Origin of the sequence: Gaoshiqia sediminis, assembly GCF_025907915.1 — a bacterium.
Taxonomy (GTDB): domain Bacteria; phylum Bacteroidota; class Bacteroidia; order Bacteroidales; family Prolixibacteraceae; genus Gaoshiqia; species Gaoshiqia sediminis.
The window spans coordinates 1-20,036 of record NZ_JAPAAF010000024.1; the positions used below are offsets into that span (position 1 = coordinate 1).

12 protein-coding genes are annotated in these 20,036 nt (G+C 44.4%); 11 read left to right on the forward strand and 1 reads right to left on the reverse strand.

What is annotated here, in order from left to right:
* The 6 genes from N2K84_RS14120 to N2K84_RS14145 all read left to right on the forward strand — a co-directional run.
* Positions 1-210 (forward strand): glutaminase domain-containing protein (locus N2K84_RS14120; protein ID WP_282592468.1); only part of this gene is annotated, 210 nt, incomplete at its 5' end.
* 280 nt (positions 211-490) lie between these two features.
* A complete protein-coding gene (locus N2K84_RS14125) occupies positions 491-2,773 on the forward strand; it encodes a GH92 family glycosyl hydrolase (RefSeq protein WP_282592469.1) in 2,283 nt (760 codons plus the stop codon).
* Positions 2,774-2,810: 37 nt separating this feature from the next.
* On the forward strand, positions 2,811-6,065 hold the full coding sequence (locus tag N2K84_RS14130; protein ID WP_282592470.1) for an alpha-mannosidase: 3,255 nt from the start codon (positions 2,811-2,813) through the stop codon (positions 6,063-6,065).
* A gap of 150 nt (positions 6,066-6,215) precedes the next feature.
* Entirely contained in the window at positions 6,216-8,501 is a 2,286-nt protein-coding gene (locus tag N2K84_RS14135) for a GH92 family glycosyl hydrolase (protein ID WP_282592471.1), read from the forward strand.
* A 57-nt stretch (positions 8,502-8,558) separates the two neighbouring features.
* Entirely contained in the window at positions 8,559-9,665 is a 1,107-nt protein-coding gene (locus N2K84_RS14140; RefSeq protein WP_282592472.1) for a Gfo/Idh/MocA family protein, read from the forward strand.
* Positions 9,666-9,739: 74 nt separating this feature from the next.
* Complete coding sequence (locus N2K84_RS14145) at positions 9,740-10,714, forward strand: glycoside hydrolase family 43 protein (RefSeq protein ID WP_282592473.1); 975 nt, start codon at positions 9,740-9,742, stop codon at positions 10,712-10,714.
* 50 nt (positions 10,715-10,764) lie between these two features.
* On the opposite strand, the gene N2K84_RS14150 is transcribed toward N2K84_RS14145, so the two are convergent.
* Positions 10,765-11,340, reverse strand: a complete 576-nt coding sequence (locus N2K84_RS14150; RefSeq protein WP_282592474.1) for an RNA polymerase sigma factor — start codon at positions 11,338-11,340, stop codon at positions 10,765-10,767.
* Between the two features lie 176 nt (positions 11,341-11,516).
* On the opposite strand from N2K84_RS14150, the gene N2K84_RS14155 reads away from it, so the two are divergent.
* The 5 genes from N2K84_RS14155 to N2K84_RS14175 all read left to right on the forward strand — a co-directional run bounded on the left by N2K84_RS14155 (position 11,517) and on the right by N2K84_RS14175 (position 20,004).
* Positions 11,517-12,491 carry a FecR family protein gene (locus N2K84_RS14155; protein ID WP_282592475.1) on the forward strand — a complete coding sequence of 325 codons (975 nt, stop codon included), beginning with the start codon at positions 11,517-11,519 and terminating at the stop codon, positions 12,489-12,491.
* Between the two features lie 218 nt (positions 12,492-12,709).
* Complete coding sequence (locus N2K84_RS14160) at positions 12,710-16,060, forward strand: TonB-dependent receptor (RefSeq protein ID WP_282592476.1); 3,351 nt, start codon at positions 12,710-12,712, stop codon at positions 16,058-16,060.
* 12 nt (positions 16,061-16,072) lie between these two features.
* The gene (locus N2K84_RS14165; RefSeq protein ID WP_282592477.1) at positions 16,073-17,692 is read left to right on the forward strand and encodes a RagB/SusD family nutrient uptake outer membrane protein; all 1,620 of its coding nucleotides are present in this window, start codon (positions 16,073-16,075) and stop codon (positions 17,690-17,692) included.
* A gap of 35 nt (positions 17,693-17,727) precedes the next feature.
* Complete coding sequence (locus N2K84_RS14170; protein ID WP_282592478.1) at positions 17,728-18,852, forward strand: SusE domain-containing protein; 1,125 nt, start codon at positions 17,728-17,730, stop codon at positions 18,850-18,852.
* Between the two features lie 9 nt (positions 18,853-18,861).
* A complete protein-coding gene (locus N2K84_RS14175; RefSeq protein WP_282592479.1) occupies positions 18,862-20,004 on the forward strand; it encodes a SusE domain-containing protein in 1,143 nt (380 codons plus the stop codon).
* Positions 20,005-20,036: the final 32 nt, after the last annotated feature.

Consider the following 20,036-nt stretch of genomic DNA (forward strand, 5'->3'; position numbering starts at 1 on the left):
TACACCAAAAGCGACTGGATTGTTTGGACCGCTACCCTGGCCGACGATGTGGAAACCTTCCAAAAGTTCATCGATCCGGTACACAAGTTTGTAACTGAAACCCCCGACCGGGTTCCGATGAGCGACTGGTACGAAACCCCGAATGCTCAGCAGGTAGGCTTCCAGGCCCGATCAGTGGTAGGTGGGTACTTCATCAAATTGCTTGAATAATTTTGAGCGAATCAGCAGGTGAGCATTTTTCGCCTGCTGATTTTGTTTGGTAATTAATTGGCAGGAATTTAATGCCTAAACCCGGTTGTAGAATCAGGCAGATTAAAGTTGGATTTATAGCTTTTTAAAATAACGAAACGAGCCATAAGAGCTGTGCTTCTCACACAGGAGCAGGATTATTTTGGCGAGTTCCATCCGTTACTGAACTATAATGGTGGTATTCCATGAGATACGAAAATTATAGAAACTCGAATTGAAAAAATAAACAGATGAAATAGCCATGAATAAAAGATTAATTTTTTTGGTCGCATTGCTTTTCTGTGTTTCTGCCATTCGAGTACAAGCACAGAAAATGCAACCGGTCGATTATGTAAATACCCTGATGGGGACCGATTCAGAGTTTAAACTCTCAACAGGAAATACCTATCCGGCTATTGCCTTACCCTGGGGGATGAATTTCTGGACACCGCAAACCAATAAAATGGGTGATGGTTGGGTTTACGGCTACGATGCCAACAAAATCCAGGGTTTCAAGCAAACCCATCAACCAAGCCCCTGGATTAACGACTACGGCCAGTTTTCGTTGTTCCCGATGACTGGTGAGCTGAAAATTAAGGGAGAAGACCGGGCCAGCTGGTTTTCGCATAAAGCTGAGACTGCCAAGCCGCATTATTACAAGGTTTACCTGGCTGATTACGATTTGTCAACCGAAATCACGCCAACCGAACGGGCAGCGATGTTCAGGTTCACTTTTCCGGAAAATGAAAAATCCTTCGTGCTGGTTGATGCATTCGATCGTGGTTCATATATCAAACTCATTCCTTCAGAAAATAAAATCATTGGGTACACTACCCGTAACAGCGGCGGTATTTCCGAGAACTTTAAAAACTACTTTGTAATTGTTTTCGATAAGCCTTTCGTGAAAAGCGACGTGTGGAGCACCGACAAGATTGTGGAAGGTGTGAGCGACTTGCAGGATAATCACGTGGGAGCTGCCCTTCAATTTAAAACAACAAAAGGCGAGCAGGTTTGCGCCCGTGTTGCTTCGTCGTTTATCAGTTACGAACAGGCAGAACGCAATCTAAAAGAACTAGGCGATGACTCGTTCGACCAGGTAAAACAAAAAGGCGAGGATATCTGGAACAAAGAATTATCACGCATTGCTGTTGATGGTGGTTCGGATGCTCAATTGGAAACATTCTATTCTTGCTTATACCGTGTAATGCTTTTCCCCCGCAAATTTTATGAATATGATGCTGATGGAAAAGTGGTACATTACAGCCCTTACAACGGCGAAGTATTGCCGGGCTACATGTTTACCGACAATGGTTTCTGGGATACATTTCGTGCTGTGTTCCCCTTTTTCAACCTGATGTATCCTTCATTAAACGAGAAAATTCAGGAAGGATTGGCCAATGCCTACAAGGAAAGTGGTTTCCTTCCGGAGTGGGCCAGCCCCGGTCACCGCGATTGTATGATCGGCTCGAACTCGGCGACGATTGTGGCTGACGCCTACCTGAAAGGTTTGCGCGGTTATGATATTGAGTCGCTTTGGGATGCGGTAGTGAAAAATACAACTCACGAAGGCCCATTACATTCTGTTGGCCGTTTTGGCGTTGATTACTACAATAAATTGGGCTATGTTCCCTATAATGTGGGAGTGAATGAAAATGTTGCCCGCACGCTCGAATATGCCTTTGCTGACTATTGTATTTATCAGTTGGGTAAAGCCTTAGATAAGCCTGAAAAGGAAATAGCGATTTACGCAAAACGCGCAATGAACTATAAAAACGTATTCGATAAGGAAAATAACCTGATGCGCGGACGGAATGAAGATGGAACTTTCCAGTCTCCTTTTAGCCCGTTTAAATGGGGTGACGCGTTTACGGAAGGAAATAGCTGGCACTACTCCTGGTCTGTTTTTCATGACGTACAGGGATTAATTGATTTGATGGGCGGCAAAAAGGAATTCGTCGGCATGCTGGATTCTGTTTTTGTCGTTCCTCCAATTTTCGATGATTCGTACTATGGTGGTGTCATTCATGAAATTCGAGAAATGCAAATCATGAACATGGGTAACTATGCGCATGGTAACCAGCCTATTCAACACATGATTTACCTGTACAACTATGCCGGGCAGCCTTGGAAAACACAGCATTGGGTGCGTGAGGTGATGGATCGGTTATACACGCCGCAGGCCGACGGATATTGCGGCGACGAAGACAACGGACAAACTTCCGCATGGTATGTTTTCAGCTCAATGGGATTCTATCCGGTTGCACCGGCAACTCCTCAATATGTGATTGGTGCGCCACTGTTCAAGAAGATCACTGTTAGTTTGGAAAACGGTAACAAGATCGAAATCAACGCACCCAAAAACAGTGCAACAAACCGTTATGTTGAAGGCATCGAGTTTAATGGAAAATCATACAGCAAGAACTATTTCAACTATAATGATTTGCAGGACGGAGCTACCATTAACTTCGACATGGGCGATCAACCTGACAAAAAGCGGGGGACAAAAGATTCCGATTTCCCTTACTCGTTTTCAAAAGTGAAATAATAATAAACCAATAATCAACTAACAAAAATTCAAGTAAATGAGAAAAGTTATATTCATTCTTTTTATAGCACTCTTTTATCCGGTTATGATTATTGCCCAACCTTTGAAAAAACGTGAGCAATATGACATTTCGAAAGATAAAGTGTTGTACACTGTCGGATATGCACATCTGGATTCTGAATGGAACTGGGATTACCCGGCGACGATTAATATGGACATTAAAAACACCATGCTTGAAAACTTTCATCTGTTTGAAAAGTATCCCGATTACGTTTTCAACTTTACAGGATCGAGAAGGTATCAGATGATGAAAGAGTATTACCCTGAATTGTATAAAAAGGTACAGCAGTATGTTCACGATGGCAGGTGGTATGTTTCCGGCTCATCGGTTGATGAAGGCGAAGTTAATATTTCATCTTCCGAATCGTTGATTCGTCAGGTATTGTATGGCAACGACTATTTCCGCAAAGAATTTGGTGTGGAAAGCAAGGATTATATGTTGCCTGACTGCTTCGGTTTTCTTGCCAACCTGCCTACAATCTGGAATCATTGCGGACTATTGGGATTCTCAACTCAAAAGCTGACCTGGCGCTCAGCTGCGGGGATTCCGTTCAATGTTGGTGTTTGGAACGGGCCTGATGATAAAGGTATCGTGGCTGCTTTCAACGCAACCAATTATAATGGTGGTGTAAAACCCCGGCTGGACATTGATTCTGCCTGGGTAGCCCGTTTGGATGAAGACAAAGCGAAATATGGCATTTCATTCGATTACCGTTATTACGGTGTTGGTGATGAAGGTGGTGCCCCCCGCGAACGCGACGTGAAAAATGTCATTGAAAGCTTGCATAACAGTGATAGCCAGATCAAGGTGATCCTGACTTCATCTGATCAAATGTATAAAGACATTACACCCGAGATCAGAGAAAAGCTGCCGACTTATAAAGGTGATCTGCTTTTGATCGAGCACAGTGCCGGATCAATGACTTCTCAGGCTTATATGAAGCGCTTGAACCGCAAGAATGAATTGCTTGCAAAATCAGCGGAACAGTTGGCAGTTATGGCCGATTGGACCAGCGATGTTAAATATCCGTTTGAGAAGATAAATAACTCGTGGGATCTTGTTTTAGGAAGCCAGTTCCACGATATCCTTCCGGGAACCAGTATTCCGAAAGCTTATGAATACGCGTGGAATGACGAGTTTATCGCCGCAAACGGTTTTCAGGAAGTCCTTAAAAGTTCGGTAAGCGAATTGACAAGCCAGTTGAATACTCAGGTGAAAGGAAAAGCTGTGGTCGTTTACAATCCGGTTGCCAGCAACCGTGAGGATGTTGTAACTGCCGAGATTTCTTATGAGACGCTTCCTGCAAATGTTCAGGTTTATGACGAAAAAGGAAAAGCAGTTCCAACCCAGGTAGTGGAAAGAAAAGACAAATCGTTGAAAGTGATTTTCCTGGCTAAAGTTCAATCGGTAGGAATGTCGGTTTACGATGTTCGTGAGACAACGAAACAAGCTTCGAAATCTTCAACTCTGGTTGCGGGTGACAAGTTGCTTGAAAATGAATATTACAAAGTGAAATTTGCTGACAACGGTGACATGTTGAGCGTTTTCGATAAAAAAGCCGGGAAAGAATTGTTGGCAAAACCTGCACGTCTGGAATTCCTTGCTGAATCTCCTGCCGAATGGCCTGCCTGGAACATGGACTGGGAAGACCGCCAAAATGCCCCGATTGATTATATGGACAAAGAGGCTTCAATCAAAGTGATTGAAGAAGGAGCAGTTCGTGTCGCGTTGGAAATTAAACGTAAAGGACAAAACTCTGAAATCACTCAGGTCGTTAGCTTGTCAGCCGGCGATGCCGGAAAACGCGTTGAGGTTGACAATAAAGTGGATTGGCAGTCAACAGGCGTGAGCCTGAAAGCAGCTTTCCCGTTGACTGTAAGCAACAAACAGGCTACTTACAATCTGGGAGTTGGAACATTGCAGCGCGCAAATAACGACAGCGTGAAATTTGAAGTCCCGGCGAAACAGTGGTTCGACCTGACAAATGAGGCAGGAGATTATGGTGTGACTATTTTGGAAGATTGCAAATACGGTTCAGACAAACCTGCTGATAACATGTTGCGTTTAACTTTGTTGTACACTCCCGAAGCAAAGCGCTCATTCAGATATCAGGATTCTCAGGATTGGGGAGAGCAGGAATTCCGTTACGGAATTTATGGACACAAAGGAAGCTGGGTTGATGGACAATCGCAATGGCAGGGAGAATTCTTCAACCAACCATTGTTGGCTTTCGAAGCGCCAAAGCATGCAGGGAAACTTGGAAAAGCAACTTCATTCCTTTCTGTTGATACGCCAAAAGCCGGTGTGATGGCCGTGAAAAAAATGGAAAATGACGACTATTACATCGTGCGTGTGAACGAACTTTCGGGTTCTGACCTGAGCAAAGTGAATTTGAAGTTTGCCGGTAACATTGCCGATGCTTTCGAGGTGAACGGGCAGGAGCAAAAAATTGGACAGGCTGGTTTTGCAAACAATCAACTTTCGTTTGACTTGAGCCACTATACTATCCGGACTTTTGCTGTGAAATTGGCAGATGCAAAAGTTACCTCTCCAACAATTATGCAAGAGCCTGTTCCTTTGGATTTTGATCAGGATGTGATGAGTTTTGATGATAACCGCTGGGACGGAAGTTTGGGACGCGGCGGATCGTTGCCTGCAGAACTTGTTCCTGATGAAATTACAAGCGAAGGTATCCGCTTTGCCATGGGAAGCCGGGCTGATGAAGCGAATAACGCCATTTCGTGCAAGGGGCAAAAAATTTCATTGCCCGAAGGTGATTACACCAGCTTGTACATTTTGGCCTCGGCAGTTCGTGAAACAACAGCCGATTTCAAACTGGGTGATGTGTCAACTTCGCTGAATATTCAGGGATGGACCGGTTACATTGGTCAGCATTACAACCGTAATTTTGATTTGGATGGCAGAACCGTGCTGAGCATTGATAAACCATTCCTCAAGCAGGATAATATTGCCTGGTTTGCGTCACATTGTCATCGGGCATATCCGACTCAAAATGTTGCTTATCAGTATTGCTATTTGTACAAATATGAACTAAAAATACCGGCTGGAGCAAAAACAATTACTTTGCCCGATGATGACCGGATTCGGATCTTAGCGATGACTGTTGCCAATGGAGTTGAAAGCGACGTGAAACCGTTGCAGCCATTGTTCGACGATTTTGCTGACAGCCCAAAGGTTGAGTTGCGTACTCCGGCTGTGGCTTCTAAATAATGACGGATTTTTGCTACTAGATTAGCACTTGCCCTGATTTTTTTTAGGCTTCCGCTGCAAAGCAGTAAACTTACCGACATTAACTTGCTCAGAGCGTTTATCTGTAGGGTAGCGGAAGCCTATTTTTGTTTTACCTTTTCAGTTCTCAATATGAAAAAGATATTCGTTATTGCATTTATTGCACTGATGATGACGGGTGTTTCAAGAGCCAAAGCACCTACCGATCTTGTGAAGTATGTTAATACCCTGCAAGGCACAAACTCCAGTTTTGAGTTAACTCGCGGAAACACGTACCCAACGACAGCATTACCTTTTGCGATGCATACTTGGGCTGCCCAAACAGGGAGGAACGGAGACGGATGGAAATATCAGTTTCAGAAAGATTCGATACGTGGCTTCCAACAGGCCCATCAATGTAGTTCCTGGACAAATGACTATTGTGTTTTTTCGTTGATGCCTGTTACCGGTAATCTCGAGGTTGACCAATTTGGTCGGGCGGCCAAATTCAGCCACAAAAATGAGATTGCCAAACCGAATTACTATAAAGTGGCTCTTGACAATAAGATTACTACTGAGATCTCACCGGTTGAGCGTGGTGCTCATTTGCGGTTTTCATTTCAGAAAGGGAAAAGCTCTTATGTTGTTCTTGATGGGTATACCGGCTTCAGCAGTGTGAAAATTATTCCTGAAGAAAATAAAATTGTTGGCTATGTTCACAACGGTCGAGGGTTGACTGAAAATTTCAAAAACTACTTTGTCATTCAATTTGATAAGCCTGTTCGTTCATACGGAATCTGGGAAAACAGGAAAAATGAAAAATGGGCAGGTGAAAAGGAAAAAGAAGGCCGTGGAACCGGTGCCTGGCTAAAATTTGATGACGGGGTAATAGTGCAGGCCAAAGTTGCTTCATCCTATATCAGCCCGGAACAGGCAGAATTAAATTTGAAATCAGAGCTTGGTTCATATAAAACTCTTGAAGATACAAAGCAAGCTGCATGGAAAATCTGGAATGACCACCTGAACCGTATTTTAGTTGAAGGCGGAACTGAAGAAGAAATGGCAACATTCTATTCATGTTATTTTAGGGCCAGTTTGTTTTCCCGTAAGTTTTATGAACTGGATGAGAATGGAAATCCGTATTATTTCAGCCCGTACGACGGGAAAGTACACCAGGGCTATTTGTACACAGATACCGGTTTCTGGGACACCTTCCGTGCACAGTTCCCGCTGAATGCATTGATGCATCCAACTATGCACGGGCGTTATGTAGCAGCCATGCTTGATGCATATGAACAATGTGGCTGGTTACCTTCGTGGTCTTTTCCTGGTGAGGCGGGAAGTATGATTGGAAACCATGCCATTTCATTATTTGCAGATGCCTGGGCGAAGGGCATCCGAACCTTTGATCCGCAAAAAGCGCTGGACGCTTACTATCACGAAGCCACTAACAAAGGCCCTTGGGGACCTGCAAACGGTCGTCATGGCTGGAAGGAATATTACACACTTGGTTATGTTCCTTATCCAAAATACGGAGAAGCGACTGCAAAAACGCTTGAATATGCATACGATGATTTTTGTGGTTTCAGGTTAGCTGACATGTCCGGGAATCAATTTTATAAAGATGTTTTCTCACGCCAAATGTACAACTACAAAAATCTGTTTGATCCCACTGTCGGCTTTATGAGAGGTAGGGATGAAAATGGTAAATGGAAAGCTGATTTCGACCCGTATGAGTGGGGTGGACCATATACCGAAGGGAATGCCTGGCACTATCTCTGGTCAGTTTTTCAGGACCCGCAGGGACTGATTGACCTGCTCGGCGGAAAAGAAAATTTCATCTCAAAGATGGATTCTGTGTTCACTGTTCCCAATACTGTTCATGTTGGGACCTACGGGCGAAAGATTCACGAGATGACCGAAATGGAGATGGCTGAAATGGGGCAGTATGCTCATGGCAACCAGCCCATTCAGCACATGATTTACCTGTACAATTACGCTGGCGCTCCTTGGAAAGCACAACAGAAGGTTCGTGAGGTGATGGACAAACTTTACAGTGGAACTGAAAATGGCTATCCCGGCGACGAAGACCAGGGACAAACTTCATCGTGGTATGTGCTGAGTGCGATGGGATTTTACAGCGTTTGCCCGGGTACGGATGAATATGTGCTAGGTAGCCCGGTGTTTGAAAAAACAACCATTACACTCGAAAACGGAAAGCAGTTTGTTATTGAAGCTAAAAACAACAACCGGCAAAACGTTTACATACAGTCTGCGAGTTTGAATGGCGTAGCCTACTCCCAAAATTATATTCGTTATGAGGATATTGTGAGTGGAGGAATCTTGCAGTTGGAAATGGAAAGTCAACCCAATAAAGGCCGGGGAACAAAGGAAAGCGATCTGCCGTTTTCTGTTTCAACGGCTAACAGGCGGGAGTGATTCCCGGGATTTTGTCCGGTTCAATACAAATGCTAATTTTAATGGGAAGGTTAAAATATGAAGAAGAGAATGCGTAATAACTTACTGTTGGTTCTGGCCTTGCTGATTTCTTGTAATCTTCAAGCACAAAAGCCAATAAAACTGGCGGTTGCCGGAATGACCCACGGACACATTTCGTTTATCTTGGGACGACCTGGCAAAGGTGATTTTGAGTTGGTTGGTATTTGCGATCCGAATCAGGAACTGGCACAAAAACTGGCCAGTCAGTTCAAGGTTAAGCCGGCCTTAATTTATGCTGATTTGGACAAAATGCTGGATGATACAAAACCGGATGCCGTGGTGGCCTTCGGTTCTGTTTTCGATCATCTTGCCGTGGTTGAAGCCTGTGCACCGCGCGGCATTGATGTGATGGTTGAAAAGCCTTTGGCAGTGAATATGGAACACGCAAAGCGCATGGAAGAATTAGCCGGGAAATATAAAATTCATTTGTTGACCGACTATGAAACTTCGTGGTACCCCACAACTGCCAAATCGATGGAGATGGTCGGCGAAGGCAAAGTGACCGGACCGATACGAAAGGTGGTCATTCATGATGGTCATCAGGGGCCAAAGGAAATCGGTTGCGATCCGGTTTTTCTGGAGTGGTTAACCAACCCTGTTCTGAATGGCGGAGGAGCTCTTGTTGATTTTGGCTGCTACGGAGCGAACATTATGACCGCACTGACCAAAGGGGAGAAGCCCGTTTCAGTGACCGCTGTTACCCGCCAATTCAAACCGGATGTCTATCCCAATGTCGACGATGAAGCAACAATTATCGTTTCATATCCTGAATCACAATGCATTATTCAGGCATCGTGGAACTGGCCGTTTAACCGCAAGGACATGGAGATTTACGGAGTTAGCGGGTACATTAAAACCAGCAATAACCAGGACATGAGTGTCAGGACACAAGGTATGAAAGGGGAGGAAGCGCTGATAGTAACGGACGGTGATGTTGCTGTATATGAAGATCCGTTTGTCTATTTTGCCGATGTTATCCAGGAGAAAATAAAACCCGAAGATTTCGGATTGTATAGCTTGAAAAATAATATTCAAGTGGTCGAGATACTTGACGCAGCACGCGAGTCGGCAAAAACCGGCGAAACGGTTTACCTGAAGCGATAGGACCGTTTCAATTCAATTTATTTATAAATCAACTAAATTCCGGCTTTGCCGGATAACAAATTTGAATAGAGTATATGAAAAGAATCAGTTTGTATTTAATCCTTTTATTGTGTGCAGTTTCTGTGTTTGCACAACCCCAAAAGCATGCCGGCAACCCTGTTTTCGATGGTTGGTATGCCGATCCGGAAGGAATAGTTTTCGGGAATAAGTACTGGGTTTATCCAACTTATTCTGCTCCGTATGAACAGCAAGTACACCTGGATGCTTTTTCTTCACCTGATTTGGTGAAGTGGAAAAAACATGCGCACATTATTGACACCGCAGACGTAAAATGGGCCAAACGTGCGATGTGGGCACCGGCTATTGTTGAAAAGGATGGGAAATATTTCCTGTTTTTTGCCGCAAATGATATCCAGAGCGATCAGGAATATGGCGGAATCGGAATTGGTATTTCTGATAAGCCCGAAGGACCTTATAAGGATTACCTGGGAAAACCGCTGTTGGATAAATTCCATAATGGTGCTCAGCCAATCGACCAGTTTGTTTTTCACGATCAGGACGGCCAGTATTACATGATTTACGGTGGCTGGCGTCATTGTAATATCGTAAAGTTGAAGGACGATTTTACCGGTTTCGAACCTTTTGAGGATGGAACATTCTTCAAAGAAATTACCCCCGAAGGATATGTGGAAGGCCCATTCATGTTTATCCGTAATGGTAAATATTATTTCATGTGGTCGGAAGGTGGATGGGGAGGCCCGCATTACTGTGTGGCCTACGCTATTGCCGATTCGCCTTTTGGCCCTTTTAAGCGGATTGGTAAAGTACTTCAGCAAGACCCTGCTGTGGCCACCGGTGCTGGCCATCATTCCATGATGCAGGTGCCGGGAACAGACGAATGGTACATTGTTTATCATCGCCGACCGTTGGGAGAAACCGATGCCAATTACCGCGTAACCTGCATCGATCGGGTTGTTTTTGACAAAGATGGATTCATTCAACCGGTAAAAATCACCTTTGAAGGAGTTCAGAAAAGAAAAATACGCTAGCTGAAGTCGTTTGTAATCGGGCAACTTATTGTCCCGTAGATGATCGCCGACTAAACGTGTAAAAACATTTCATAAAAGAGTATGGCCACAAAACCATACTCTTTTAAATTTTCTTTTAAAAATTTTCGGGCTTTGGTCATGTGGTCCTCCACTGTCTTTATTGAAATATGAAGTTCATTGGCAATTGCCTGATTGGTATATCCTTTATCCTTGCTCAAGATGAAGATACGCCTGCGCTGTTCTGGGAGCTGACTGACCAACTGAGTTATCTTCTCCGACAACAGATTGTACTCTACCTGGCTTTCTGTGTCTGAACTGTTTTGGGTTACGAGTAATTTCAGGTCTTCCAGATATGCGATCTCTGTTATCTTTTTTCTGAATATAGAGATGATAGTATTTTTTGCAACAGCGAATAAAAAAGCTTCCAGGTTGGTGTCATCTTTCAATTGGTGGCGACTGTTCCATAACCGGATAAATACTTCCTGAATAATGTCCAGCGTATCAGCTTCCGATTTCAGGTAGCCAAAAGCAAAGCGATAAAGGCGACTGCTGTACAGTTGATACAATTCATTGATCGCATGTTTGTTATCAGACTTTAGCTGTTTGACCAGAATTCTTTTTTCCATCAATCGTTTTTCTGCAAAGGATTTCAAAAATAGAAAATGTTTCGGTTCTTTTTCAAGTATTAGGAGTACAAAAGCACAACATGCCAAACGGGTCAACGTAAAAAATGGGAAAAAATGCAAATCGGAGCAGGGGTATTGTCTCACCAGTGCGTTTACCTTTTTGAAAGTAGTAATCAATGAAAAAATATTTCGAAAATTACTTGAAGAATAGTTGCTCGGAGAAAGACTTTAAGTCTTTTGTCGAGCTGTTTTCTATCAAGAAGAACCAGTTGATATTAGAGCAACAAATGGAGGAAAATTGGGAAAGTATCCCTGTATCGGGAGAAACGCCCGATTTGAGCAATACTTTGTACAAAATTCACTACGAGATTAATAAGCAGGAAAAGGGCAGCGGGAAATCAGCCGTCCTTTTGACTTACCTGACACGCATTGCTGCGATTTTGCTCCTTCCGTTGGCCGTTGCTTTTTACTTTCAATTGCAAAAAGATAACCAACCAGGAGATGTGCTCCAAACTATTTCCACGCCTTTGGCATCGAAAACCTCTTTTGTTTTGCCTGATGGTTCAAAAGTGTGGCTAAATTCAGGTTCGTCGATTCGTTTCCCTCAGGAATTTGCAGGTGACGAACGTCTGGTTCAACTGACCGGCGAAGCCTATTTCGATGTGCAGAAAGGCGAGAAGCCTTTTCGCGTCAAAACAGCCCTTTTTACAGTTGATGTTTTAGGAACCGCTTTCAATGTGATGGCCTACGATCATGAAATTCCGGCAGTGACTCTTGAGCGTGGTAAAGTGACATTGGAGACAAAGTCGAAAAAGCAAGTGGCCTTGTTGCCGGGGCAGCAGGCAGTAGTGGATACTGTAGCGCACGAAATTACATTAGCCCAGGTCGAAACCAAATTGTTTTCATCTTGGATAAATAATCAGTTGATTTTGAAGGATGAACCTTTAAAAGAGGTTATTACACGCTTAGAGCGTTGGTACAATATTGAAATCAATGTGGTTGACGAGTCGTTGCTGGAGAAGCGAATGACCGCGAATATCGAATTTGAATCTATTCGCGAGGTGATGGAGTTGATGGAGATCACCCTTTCGGTACATTATGAATATGACAAAAATCTCAGGAGATTAGAGATTTTAAAAGCTGATAACTAATTAATTTTTAAACATAAAGGCCTATGTAGTATAACTCTTGCTAAACAAACAGATACCACCACGGAGGTATAAAACGAAGAAGTGGGAAAGCCGCGAACTTCCCCACCTCATGAAAAATAATTTAGGAAAATTATTAATCTTAACGAGTCAAACTTATGAAAAAAAAGAGATTGAGGGAAATCCCTTTGGGACATTTCTTCTTAAAACTTCTAATGATTATGAAGCTTAGTGTGTTTATTCTTTGCCTTTCGGTTTTGTCAGTCTTTGCAACCGAAACGTATTCTCAGACGACAAAGCTTTCCTTGTCGATGCAGAATGTCAGCATTAACAGCGTTTTGAGCAGAATAGAAGATCAAAGCGAGTTCCGGTTTTTCTTTTCAGGAGATATAAATATTGAGAAGAATGTTTCAATTAATACCCGGAATACTAACATTCAGGATATCCTGGACGAGTTATTCAGTAATACGGATATCAATTACAAAATTGTAGGACGTCAGATCGCTCTTTTCAATAAAAATGAATCTGAAGTAAGTATTCTTTCATCACAACCTCTTCTGGTAAAAGGGCAGGTGACCAACGAAATAGGCGAACCGATTCCGGGAGCAACGGTCATGATAAAAGGGACCACCATCGGAACGATCACCGATCTGGACGGAAATTATAACTTGAATGATGTGCCGGCCGACGCGATTTTGCAGTTTTCATTTATCGGAATGGCATCAATGGAGGTTTCTGTTGGTGGTAAATCGACCATAAATGTAAACCTAAAAGAAGATGTTATTGGAGTTGAGGAAGTTGTGGTGATCGGTTATGGTACCCGGCAAAAGAAAAATCTGATTGGAGCAGTCGATCAGGTCAATGCCAACCTGATTGAAAACCGCCCGGTGGCAAACGCCACGCAGGCGCTTCAGGGAGCTTCGGCCAACCTGATCATTCAGCAAAAGAGCATGAACCCGAACGATAACAACATGAATATCAACATCCGCGGAGTTAGTACGATGAGCAACAATGACCCGCTGATCGTTATCGACGGACTGATTTCAGGTACCGGCTCTTTGAACAACCTGAACCCGAATGACATCGAAAATATCTCGGTGCTGAAAGACGCCGGCAGCGCAGCAATTTACGGATCCCGATCCGCTAACGGTGTAATTCTCGTCACGACCAAAAAAGGTGGAAAAACAGGAAAACCGGTGGTCAAGTTCAGCAGCATGGTTGGCTATGAGAACCCGGATATTTTGTTTCAGCCGGTGAAGGGGTGGGAAAACGCCATGCTTCGCGACCAGGCGAACATTAATGTAGGGAACGCAGCGATTTTTACGCCTCAGCAAATCCGCGATTTATATGAGCACCGCGGTGAAGAATACTGGTACCTGAATGAAATTATGCAAAAAGGGCTCCAGCAAAATTACAACATGAGTGTTTCCGGGGGTAATGAGAATAGTACTTATATGATATCAGCCGGTTATTTCGATCAGGAAAGTAATTTTGTTGGTGATTTTGGAATGAAACGTTATAACTTTCGTTCCAACCACACAACCGAATACGGCAGGTTTAAGCTCACTTCTTTAATGGCATATACAAAAAGGGATGAAAAGACAATAGCCGGAGGAACCGGAAATACCATTATCAATTCGTCCCGCATTCCTCCCTATTACTATTACAAATTTCAGCAAGACGGCAAATGGTTGATTAACGATGTGATTGGAGACGACAACACCATGGCCCGCCTGAAAGACGGAGGCTATGAAAAAAAGGATGAAGATAATTTTATCGGCAGCTTAGGCCTTGATTTCAGTATTATTGAAGGCTTGAAAGCAAAAGGGCTCGTAGGGCTTGACCTGACGCAGCACCACCGTTTCCGCAGGGATAAGAAAGTGCCGTTGTACTCATCTGCCGACCTTGAAACCCCGGTTTCATATATTCATTCCAACACGCTCACCGAAGATTATAACAGCAAAAGGTACACCTTGAGTACGCAGTTTATGCTGGACTTTGACCGTACCTTCAATTCTGTTCACCATGTGAATGGATTGGTGGGTGTTTCAAACGAATCTTACACCTTCAAAGCAAGCCGGATCGCCTGGGAATATACAGACGAAGACCTGGGGCTTCCGACCACGGACGATGCGGTGCAAAACAAGGATAACAAAAACAGCAACGGAGATACCGATCAAACCAGCATCACCTCTGTATTCGGACGTGGAGGATACAGTTACATGGATAAATACTATGCGGATGTTACGTTCCGGTACGACGGTTCATCAAAATTCGCTGAAGATCAGCGCTGGGGCTTCTTTCCGTCGGTTTCCGCTGCCTGGAGACTTTCCACCGAAAGTTTTATGGAAAGCTACAGCAACCGTGTTGGCGACCTGAAAATCCGTGCTTCGTATGGTGTGTTGGGGAACCAGAATGTGGACAACTACTCTTATCAAACGGTCTATCAAATGTATCAAAATACCTATGTATTCAACAACGAATCCGTACCGGGAACAGGATACACTTACGGTAACCCGTATTTGACATGGGAAAAGTCGGCCAACCTGAACATTGGAGCAGACGCTTCATTCCTAAAAGGAAGTTTGTATGTGACGCTCGATTACTTCAATAAAGAAACAAAAGATATCCTGCTTTCGCCCGAGGTATCTACGGTATTCGGAAGTAGCGCCGCGAAGGAAAACGCCGGTAAAATGAGGAACAGGGGATGGGAAGCTACTGTTACCTACCGGCTGAGGTCGAAAAATTTCGATCACAGGTTCAACCTGAACATTGCCGACTCAAAAAATGAAATCACCGATTTCGGTGGAAAAGAACGGATCGACCAGAACGACCAGTTATACAAGTTGATTCGCGAAGGAGAAGCGCTGGGTTCTTATTTCGGGTATAAAACCGACGGATATTTCCAAAGTTTCGAGGAAATCGCGAATAGTGCGCTTCCCGTTGGAGCTTCGGTCCAACCCGGAGATGTGAAGTATAAGGACATTAACGGAGATGAAGTTATTGACGAGAAAGACCGCGTGGTACTGGGGAATGCTTTTCCAAGATACACGTTCGGTTTCACTTATGATCTTTCATTCAAAAATTTCGATTTCAGCGTCATGCTGCAGGGAGTAGGAAAACGCGATATGTATATTCGCGGTGAATTGATTGAACCTTTCCATTCTAACTATTCCTATGCAATTTATCAGCATCAGTTGGACTTTTGGACGCCCACCAATCCCGATGCGGAGTGGCCGCGCCTTGTAGCCCCGAGTTCTTCTTCCTCGTCAAACAATTGGGGAAAAGCGGGTTCTGACATCTACCTCCTGGATGGGGCTTACCTTCGGGTAAAAAACATCCAGTTGGGATATACCTTGCCAAAACGATTAACATCAAGGATGGGAATTCAAAAGTTACGTGCGAGTGTTAACGCGCAAAACCTGTTGACTTTCTCCAAAAACTCGTTTATTGATCCGGAATCTTCCGAATTCGGGAATAACATGGGAGGAATAGGCGGTGTTGGGGCGAACAGCGCCCGTAACTATCCTACATTGGTCTATTATGGATTTGGATTGGAATTGGAATTTTAACTCACGTACACCATGGAAAAAAAGATAAGAAAATACAGCGTAGGAATTGTTGCTATGTTCCTGGCATTTTTTACTTCGTGTAATGACCTGGATTTGGCGCCCACGAATAAATTTACCGATTTGAACTACTGGACATCACCGGAAAAAGCTTCTGCTGTTTTAAATATGGCGTATAGCCAGATGTTTGGTGCCAACTATTTCTTTGCCAACGAACGGTTGTCTGACAACCTTTATGAAGGCCGTGGAAATACCGATGAAAAGATCATCACTTCCGGACAGGCCGATGCTGCCCTTGGTCGCTTTGCGAACGAATGGAGAAATAGTTATGAAGGAATTAAAACCTGCCATACGTTTCTGGAAAATGTTGATATCGTCCCCAATATGGATGAAACGCTGAAGGCCCGGATGAAAGCCGAAGCCCGGTTTATCCGCGCGTTCCTGTTCTTCAGGCTGACAAGCCAGTATGGCGATGTCCCCTTGTTCGAGCAAAACCTGAGCCTGGAGGAAGCTAACAATATCGCTCGCTCGCCAAAATCCGACGTGCTCGATTTCGTCAGAAAAGAGCTTAACGAGGTTGCAACCATACTTCCGGTTAAGGAAGAATATGCCTCTTTCGATAACGGCAGGATCTCAAAGGGAGCAGCCATGACGCTGTTAGCACGGACCTATTTGTATGAAAATGACTGGACAAATGTGGCTTCCATCTGCGAAGAGATCATGGATGGTACATACGGACAGTACGAGCTTTTCCCCAGCTATTCAGGCCTTTTTATGCCCGAAAATGAATACAACGATGAAGTAATACTCGACCTTGGCTATGTTTTGATCGAAAGGACATGGAGTGAATTTTACGATGCCATTCCTATTTCGGTGGGCGGACGAATCAATGCTTTTGCCCCGACACAGGAACTTGTCGATGCTTATATCATGAAAAACGGGAAAAACATTAGCGATGCAAATTCAGGATACAATGAAGATAACCCTTATGTGAACAGGGATCCGCGTTTCGAAGCCACCATCGTTTACCATGGATACCAATGGACAAAAGGTGATGGAACCACTTCTACGATCTATATCAAGCCCGGTTCATCTGAGGCTGCGGGCGCATCTAATCTGGACGAATATGCAGGTCCGGGGCAAAATTCAACAGGAACAGGATATTACCTGAGGAAATATTTTGACCCCACAGCGCCGGTTGGTGTTGCAGCAGGTCTGAACCTGATCCTGATGCGGTATGCAGACGTACTGCTGATGTATGCAGAGGCTAAAAATGAATTGGGGCAAATGGACGAGACCATCTGGAACAAGACTATCAGGGTGCTCCGTGTCCGTGCAGGATTCACGGATGCTGACGCGCTGGACTACCCGGCGGGAGACCTTCGCGAAATCATCCGGCGTGAACGCCGCATCGAACTGGCCATTGAGGGATTGAGGCTTTTTGATATCCGTCGCTGGGGAACGATTGAAACAGTGATGAACGGAAATCCTCACGGAGCGAAGTTCGCTGCCGGTAATACGCAGTACATCCAACTGGATCAGAGGAAATTTGACAGTGAACGTGATTATCTGTTCGCGATTCCTCAATCGCAAAGGGATATCAATAAAAATTTAACTCAAAATCCTGGCTATTAATCATTTAGTAATCAGTATCTAAAATTAAACTAGGTATGAAAAAAATATTGATCAAACTGTTCATAGTATCTGCTTTTATCTTCGCGTTTATCGCGTGCAGCGATGACGGTGAAGTAAGAGATTTGGATGTAACGGCAGTCGGTTCGCTGTACGAGCCGGATAACGGAAAGACAATCGCGCTGCAAGCTTCGGCATCGGCCACTTTATACTTTGAATGGGAACCAGCCCGCGCCGAAGACGGCGGAATGGTATTATACGAAGTCGCCTTTGATGAAGCTGACGGAGATTTCTCTGATCCGCTGTTTATTGCAGCGGCCGATAACAATGGCGGTAGCAACCATGCCACCTTTACGCATAAACAACTGAATAAAATTGCCGCCATGGCAGGTATCGAGTCCGCCCAACAGGGAACGCTCAAGTGGACTGTCTTTTCTTCCAAAGGGATCAATCCTGTAAAAGCGGAAGAGGAAAGGACGCTTTCACTGACTCGTTTGTCAGGGCTTGCCGATATCCCCGACAACTTGTACATCACGGGCGCCGCGACCGAAAATGGCGATGATCTTTCCAAAGCGCTTGTCATGAAAAAACTGGCTGACGGCGAATTCGAAATTTACACGAAACTGACGGAAGGCGAAACTTTCAGGTTTGTGAGTGCGACAACCGGAACACCGCTTGAATTCTCTTTGTCGGGAGAAAAGATCGTGGAAGGGGGAACCTCTTCCGTTTCAAAAACCGGGGTCTATAAATATTACCTTGACTTCAATATCGGCTCTTTTACAACCAAGGAAGTTACGAAAGTCAGCCTGTTCCTGAACTGGTCTCAAATGAAGATCGAATTGCCATACAAAGCCTATGGCGTATGGGAACTGACCAATCATACGATTACGGGCCTCACCGGTGGCGAAAATTCCGACGACCGCTACAAATTCAGGATGGAAAGTTCGGCGGGAGAAACCGAATGGCGAGCCGTCAACAATGACAGCAAACCTACGGGTAACGAAGCGTACTATTTTATGGTGGAAAAAAACGATGTACAGCAGTGGACAAACAACCAGATTTGGAAAAATCCTGCTACAGATGGATGGAGCGATAAAACATACGACTTTATGTTCTCCCTGAATGCTGAAGGGCCTTATACGCATAATTTGGTAATTAAATAGAACCTGAATATGAAAAAAATAGTAATCAGATTAACAGTTGTAGCCTCTTTGGTTTTTGCCTTAGCCGCGTGCGAGGATGACGGAGGCGATGTGGATACCCGGCTGACAGCAGTCAGCGCATTGACCGAACCCCTGGACGGGAAAGAAGTAACTTTGGAGACTTCAGTTGGTGCTTCTACCTATTTTGAGTGGGAATATTGTGATGTTGATGAAAGCGGTGCCGCTGTCTATCAAATCGCCTTTGACAAAGCAGATGGCGACTTTTCCAATCCTGTTTATTTGACGTCCGCCGATAATAACGGATTGTACAACAATGTCACCATCACGCACAAGCAACTGAACAAAATAGCCGGCATGATGGGCATCGGTTCTTCAGAAACAGGAACGTTCAAATGGACCGTTTTCTCTTCCAAAGGCCTTAAGGCGATGAAAGGAGAAGAAGAACGCAGTATTACCATCACTCGCCTGGCCGGTTTCGCGGATCTGCCTGTTGATGTTTATGTAACAGGTGAGGCTTCTGAAGGAGGCACTGATCTTGCCGAAGCGCATCAAATGAAAGCAGTTGCCGGAGGCGAGTTCGAGACCTATACTCAACTGACCGCAGGCGAAGCATTTCATTTCACCGACGGCATTTCCGGTACTCCCAGGGTATTTTATACTGCCGACGGCTTAATCAAGGAAAACGGTAGTTCAAGCGTCGCTACGACAGGCGTTTACCGGATCACGCTCGATTTTAATACGGGAGCCTGCACCTATACGTTGGTCACAAGGATCGGTTTCTACTTCTGTCCCGAAGGTAATATCCTATTCGACCTTCCGTACGTTGGGAACGGAATATTCCGGGCTGAAGACCAGACTGTCACTTTCAAACAAGAAGGATGGGGCCGGGATGAACGGTACAAATTCCGTATGTTCGTGAAAGAAAATGGGGGAGCCTATCCAGAGACTGAACTGGAGTGGGGCACGCTGAATGGAACGGATTCCAGGCCTACCCCAACCAGCCCGGAATCGTATTATTATCTTAAATTAATAACCAACCTCACCCAGTGGGATAATAAGTGGAAACTGATGGGCGACTTTGACGGAGTTCCTGCAGATTACACCATTTATCTGCAAGCTGGTCAACCGTATACACATTCAATAACAAAATAAGTTGATATCTAACACAATAGCCGGGAGTAATC